At 49.2% G+C, this 6,082-nt stretch carries 6 protein-coding genes; all 6 read left to right on the forward strand.

The window, feature by feature from the left end; translation table 11 throughout:
• Position 1 precedes the first annotated feature (1 nt).
• The gene (gene grpE, locus F8N00_RS15480; protein ID WP_421018522.1) at positions 2-148 is read left to right on the forward strand and encodes a nucleotide exchange factor GrpE; all 147 of its coding nucleotides are present in this window, start codon (positions 2-4) and stop codon (positions 146-148) included.
• A 52-nt stretch (positions 149-200) separates the two neighbouring features.
• Positions 201-2,027, forward strand: coding sequence for a molecular chaperone DnaK (gene dnaK, locus F8N00_RS15485; protein ID WP_035398411.1), 1,827 nt, complete (start codon positions 201-203; stop codon positions 2,025-2,027).
• A 132-nt stretch (positions 2,028-2,159) separates the two neighbouring features.
• A complete protein-coding gene (dnaJ, locus tag F8N00_RS15490) occupies positions 2,160-3,266 on the forward strand; it encodes a molecular chaperone DnaJ (protein WP_023467442.1) in 1,107 nt (368 codons plus the stop codon).
• A 25-nt stretch (positions 3,267-3,291) separates the two neighbouring features.
• Positions 3,292-4,239: a 50S ribosomal protein L11 methyltransferase gene (gene prmA / locus F8N00_RS15495; protein WP_029341002.1), complete on the forward strand. Its 948-nt coding sequence runs from the start codon at positions 3,292-3,294 to the stop codon at positions 4,237-4,239.
• Positions 4,240-4,243: 4 nt separating this feature from the next.
• Positions 4,244-4,990: a 16S rRNA (uracil(1498)-N(3))-methyltransferase gene (locus tag F8N00_RS15500; protein ID WP_075642007.1), complete on the forward strand. Its 747-nt coding sequence runs from the start codon at positions 4,244-4,246 to the stop codon at positions 4,988-4,990.
• 5 nt (positions 4,991-4,995) lie between these two features.
• Positions 4,996-6,082 (forward strand): tRNA (N(6)-L-threonylcarbamoyladenosine(37)-C(2))-methylthiotransferase MtaB (gene mtaB, locus F8N00_RS15505; RefSeq protein WP_421018521.1); only part of this gene is annotated, 1,087 nt, incomplete at its 3' end.

Genomic DNA, 6,082 nt, shown 5'->3' on the forward strand with positions numbered 1-6,082 from the left:
TGTGTATAGGAGACAGAACTTACACCAAGCGGTCGTTCAAGAAGCGAGCGAAGAACACGAATCAGGTGTCGTCATCGCTGAATTCCAAAAAGGGTACAAATTGCACGATCGTGTGATTCGTCCGAGTATGGTTAAAGTAGCTGAGTAATCAGCAAGTAGGCACTTGAATATTCTAATCATTGAAAGCGAGGAAATAGATCATGGCAAAAATCATCGGTATTGACTTAGGTACAACGAACTCATGTGTTGCAGTAATGGAAGGTGGCGAACCTGTCGTCATCGCTAACGCAGAAGGAAACCGTACGACACCATCTGTCGTCGCATTCAAAAACGGCGAGCGTCAAGTAGGGGAAGTCGCAAAACGTCAAGCGATCACGAACCCGAACACGATCATGTCGATCAAGCGTCATATGGGTACGGACTATAAAGTAGAAGTCGAAGGCAAAGACTACACACCACAAGAAGTCTCTGCGATCATCCTTCAAAAACTAAAAGCGCAAGCAGAAGACTACCTCGGTGAAAAAGTCACAGAAGCTGTCATCACAGTACCTGCTTACTTCAACGATGCAGAACGCCAAGCGACAAAAGACGCTGGTACGATTGCTGGTCTTGATGTAAAACGGATCATCAACGAGCCTACAGCGGCAGCACTCGCATACGGTCTCGAAAAAGGCGAAGATCACACGATCCTCATCTATGACCTTGGTGGCGGTACGTTCGACGTGTCGATCCTTGAACTTGGTGATGGCGTCTTTGAAGTTGTTTCAACTGCTGGTGACAGCCGTCTTGGTGGAGATGATTTCGACCAAAAAATCATCGACCATCTCGTAGCAGAATTCAAAAAAGAAAACGGCATCGATCTTGCTCAAGATAAGATGGCGCTTCAACGTTTGAAAGATGCAGCTGAAAAAGCGAAAAAAGACCTTTCAGGTGTTTCTTCAACACAAATCAGCCTTCCGTTCATCACAGCTGGCGCATCAGGTCCACTTCACTTGGAAATGACGCTCTCACGCGCGAAATTCGACGATCTCACAGCAGATCTCGTTGAACGTACGATGGAACCAACACGCCGTGCTATGAACGATGCAGGTCTGACACCAGACAAAATCGACAAAATCATCCTCGTTGGTGGTTCGACTCGTATTCCTGCAGTTCAAAAAGCAATCCAAGACTTCACTGGTAAAGAGTCGTTCAAAGGGGTTAACCCGGATGAAGTCGTTGCCCTCGGTGCAGCGGTTCAAGGTGGCGTATTGACAGGAGACGTCAAAGACGTCGTTCTTCTCGACGTAACTCCACTCTCACTCGGTATCGAGACAATGGGTGGCGTGATGACAAAATTGATCGATCGTAACACAACGATCCCAACTTCGAAGTCACAAGTCTTCTCGACTGCAGCAGACAGCCAACCAGCTGTTGACATCCACGTCCTCCAAGGGGAACGTCCAATGGCAGCAGATAACAAAACACTTGGTCGCTTCCAATTGACGGACATTCCGCCAGCACCACGTGGTGTGCCACAAATCGAAGTTAAATTCGACATCGACGCGAACGGTATCGTTAACGTTTCTGCGAAAGATCTCGGAACGAACAAAGAACAGTCGATCACGATTCAATCATCAAGCGGTTTGACTGAAGCGGACATCGAGCAAATGGTCAAAGATGCAGAAGCAAACGCGGACGCAGACAACAAGCGTAAAGAAGAAGTCGAATTACGCAACGAAGCAGACCAACTCGTCTTCGCAACAGATAAAGCAATCAAAGACCTCGGTGAGCAAGTCGCTGACGCTGATAAAGAAAAAGCAGAAGCTGCAAAAGAAAAAGTAACAAAAGCTCTCGAAGGAACAGACATCGAAGCAATCCGTTCTGCAAAAGACGAATTGTCGACAGTCGTTCAAGAGTTGACACAAAAAGTCTACGAGAACATGGCACAGCAACAAGCTGGCGCTGAAGGCGCACAAGCTGGTGGTCAAGACGACAACGTCATGGACGCTGAGTTCGAAGAAGTCGACGAGAAAGACAACAAGTAATTCATCCGACCGATTTTTCGGGCGCTAGAGAGAGCCAAAGCGTATCCGCGCTTTGGCTCTTTCCATGTCGCACGAAGTTCGGTAAAATCAAACAGTATGAAATGAATCGGAATAGAGAGAGGAAGACTGCACGTGGAAAAACGCGATTATTATGAAGTACTAGGCGTCGCGCGCGATGCCTCATCAGCGGAAATCAAACGCGCGTACCGTAAGCTTGCCCGGACGTACCACCCGGACGTCAACAAGGAAGCGGATGCGGATGCGAAATTCAAGGAATTATCGGAAGCGTATGAAGTGTTATCCGATGACAATAAACGAGCACGTTACGATCAATTCGGTCACCAAGATCCATCGCAAGGTGGCGGTGGATTCAGTGGAGCTGAAGGATTCGGAGACATCTTCGACATGTTCTTCGGTGGCGGACGTCGTCAAGATCCAAATGCACCACGTAAAGGACAGGATTTACAATACGTCGAGGAAATCGACTTCATGGAATCGGTCACAGGCGTCGAGAAGACGATCACGATTCCAGTCGAAGAAGATTGCGGGACATGTCACGGTTCGGGTGCTAAACCAGGAACACATCCGGAAACATGTAAACGATGTGGTGGTTCGGGTCACATCAACGTCGAACAAAACACGATGTTCGGTCGTGTCGTCAACCAAACGACATGTTCGACATGTCATGGCCGTGGACAAATCGTCAAGGAGCCATGTGAAACATGTCGTGGAGCCGGTCGCGTCCGTAAAAACAAAGATGTCCGTGTCAAAATTCCAGCAGGGATCGACAATGGGCAACAAATTCGTTTAGCAGGTAAAGGGGAAGCCGGTGTCAACGGTGGACCAGCGGGTGACTTGTATGTCGTCGTTCGTGTTGCAGCACACGAACTATTCGAACGTGTCGATGATCATATCGTCATGGATATGCCACTGACATTCGCACAAGCAACACTCGGTGATGAGATTGAAGTACCAACCGTTCACGGTAAGGTCAGTCTGAAGATTCCAGCCGGCACACAGACAGGATCGCGATTCCGTCTCCGCGGAAAAGGGATGCCGAACGTTCGGTCCGGTCACCATGGCGACCAGTACGTCAATGTCGTCGTCATTACACCGAAGAATCTGACGGAACGTCAAAAAGAACTCTTACGGGAATTCAATGAAATCAGCGATGAAAAAGGTGTCGAAGAGCAACACGAAGGTGTCTTCAGCCGGATCAAGACATTCTTTACAGGGTGATCACTACAGAGGAGCGTGACAAGAAATGAAATGGTCAGAGATCTGTGTCCATACGACACAAGAAGCCATCGAAGCAGTTTCAAACATCTTACATGAAGCGGGAGCAAGCGGAGTCGTCATCGAGGATGTCGAAGATTTCGAGATGATGTCCCACCGCGAAGATAACTTCGGTGAAATTTGGGATGAGACGAAACGAGACGAGTATCCGACACAAGGTGTACTCGTGAAGGCGTATCTTGCAGAAAGCAGCGATTTGACGGACACGATCAAAGGCATCGAACATGACATCCAACAGTTGACGAACTTCGGTCTGTCGATTGGCACGGGTGCTGTCACGCTGACTCAAGTAGATGAAGAAGATTGGGCTCATTCATGGAAACAATTCTATAAGCCAGTCAAAATCAGCCGCCATCTGACGGTCGTCCCAATGTGGGAAGACTACACGCCACAACCGGATGAAAAAATCATCGAGCTCGATCCAGGTATGGCATTCGGAACGGGAACACACCCGACGACGGTCCTCTGTATTCAAGCGATTGAGAATTACTTGCAAGAGCAAGACCGTGTCGTCGATGTCGGAACGGGATCCGGTGTCCTCGCGATCGCAGCTGCGAAGCTTGGGGCAAAGGATGTCTTTGCACTCGATTTAGACGAAGTCGCTGTCAAATCAGCGACGGAAAACGTCGCTTTGAACGAAGTCAGTGAGCAGATCACAGTCCGCCAAGGCGACTTGATGAAGGAATTGAGTGAGCCGGTCGAGTTGATCGTCGCGAACATCTTAGCGGAAGTCATCCTCCTCTTCGTCAAGGATGCCTATACGTTGACGTTACCAGGCGGTCATTTCATCGCTTCCGGTATCATTAGTCAGAAGAAGGATATGGTCGTCCAAGCGATGCAAGAAGCAGGATTTACGATCGTCGAGACAACGAAGCTTGAGGACTGGGTCGCGATCATCGCGAAACGGGAGGCGTAAACATATGCAACGGTATTTCGTCGAGCCCTCGATGCGTCAGGGAGAGGTGTTTCATCTCTCGAAAGACGACGCACACCATATGAAAAACGTCATGCGGATGGAAGTCGGCGGAGAGATTCTCGTACTCGACGGGACAGGTCTTTACCGGTGCCGTCTGGAAGCACTCGATAAACAAGCGGCTTCTGCCCGGATCGAAGAGACGCTACCGATCGAGACGGAATTACCGATTCGTGTGACGATCGCCCATGGATTGCCAAAAGGCGATAAGATCGAACTCGTTGCCCAAAAAGCAACGGAACTCGGGATCCATCATCTACGAATTTTCGAAGCCGATCGTTCCGTCTCGAAATGGGATCAGAAGAAGGTTCCGAAAAAGATTGAGCGACTCGAAAAAATCGTCAAGGAAGCAGCCGAACAATCGTACCGTGCCCACTTGCCGACAGTCGACTTCGTGGCGTATGATGAAGTCTTACAGGATGCATCGAACTATACGGCTTGTCTGGTTGCCTATGAAGAATCAGCAAAACAAGGGGAGGCCTCCGTCCTCGCTACGACGCTTGCTGGATTGCAAGAAGGTGATTCCCTTCTTGTCGTCATCGGACCTGAAGGTGGGTTCGCTGAAGCAGAAATCGCACGTTTGACGGATGCCGGTTTTAAAAAAGCCGCTCTAGGGCGTCGCATCTTACGGACGGAAACGGCACCATTTTATGTCCTTTCCGCCGTCTCGTATCATTTTGAATTGAAAGGGTGAACGAAATGGCAACTGTTGCCTTTCAAACGCTTGGCTGTAAAGTCAACCATTACGAAACAGAAGCTGTCTGGCAACTGTTCAAGGACGCTGGCTACGCACGCGTTGATTTTGCGGATCATGCGGACGTGTATGTCGTCAATACATGTACGGTCACGAATACCGGAGATAAGAAAAGTCGCCAAGTCATCCGACGGGCGATTCGCCAAAATCCGGATAGTGTCATCTGCGTAACGGGTTGTTATGCTCAAACGTCTCCTGCTGAGATCATGGCGATTCCTGGCGTCGATGTCGTCGTCGGAACACAAGATCGGCATAAAATGATTGGATACATCGAACAATTCCGTGAAGAACGCATGCCAATCAATGCGGTCGGAAACATCATGAAAGCAAAAGTCTATGAAGAACTGGATGTACCGGCCTTTACGGACCGGACACGGGCTTCGCTGAAAATTCAAGAAGGTTGTAACAACTTCTGTACGTTCTGTATCATCCCATGGGCGCGTGGTCTCATGCGGTCTCGTCAACCGGAAGATGTCTTGAAGCAAGCACAACAGCTCGTTGATGCGGGTTACAAAGAAATCGTCTTGACGGGAATCCATACAGGTGGATACGGAGAAGACTTGAAAGACTACAACTTAGCAAAATTACTTAAAGCACTCGAATCCGTCAATGGACTTGAACGCTTGCGCATTTCGTCGATTGAAGCGAGTCAAATCACGGACGAGGTACTTGATGTCCTGAAGGATTCGCCGATCGTCGTTCGTCACTTGCACGTTCCGATCCAGTCTGCATCCGATACGGTCCTTCGCCGAATGCGCCGCAAGTATACGATGGCGGAATTCGGAGAACGAATCACACGTCTGAAGGAAGTCCTGCCTGACTGTGCAATCACGTCGGATGTCATCGTTGGTTTCCCAGGTGAGACGGAAGAAGAGTTCATGGAAACGTTCAACTTCATCAATGATCATAAGTTCAGTGAATTGCATGTTTTCCCGTACTCGAAACGGACGGGAACACCAGCTGCGATGATGGACGATCAAGTCGAGGAATCAATCAAAGAAGAACGCGTCGCGCGCTTGATCGCCTTATCAG

This window comes from Exiguobacterium sp. A1_3_1, from assembly GCF_048985645.1.
GTDB lineage: Bacteria > Bacillota > Bacilli > Exiguobacteriales > Exiguobacteriaceae > Exiguobacterium_A > Exiguobacterium_A indicum.

What these genes read in the sequence shown, in the direction of transcription:
- dnaK (WP_035398411.1), top strand. Translation starts at nt 201, where the DNA reads ATGGCAAAAATCATCGGTATTGACTTAGGTACAACGAACTCATGTGTT.
- prmA (WP_029341002.1), top strand. Translation starts at nt 3,292, where the DNA reads ATGAAATGGTCAGAGATCTGTGTCCATACGACACAAGAAGCCATCGAA.
- F8N00_RS15500 (WP_075642007.1), top strand. Translation starts at nt 4,244, where the DNA reads ATGCAACGGTATTTCGTCGAGCCCTCGATGCGTCAGGGAGAGGTGTTT.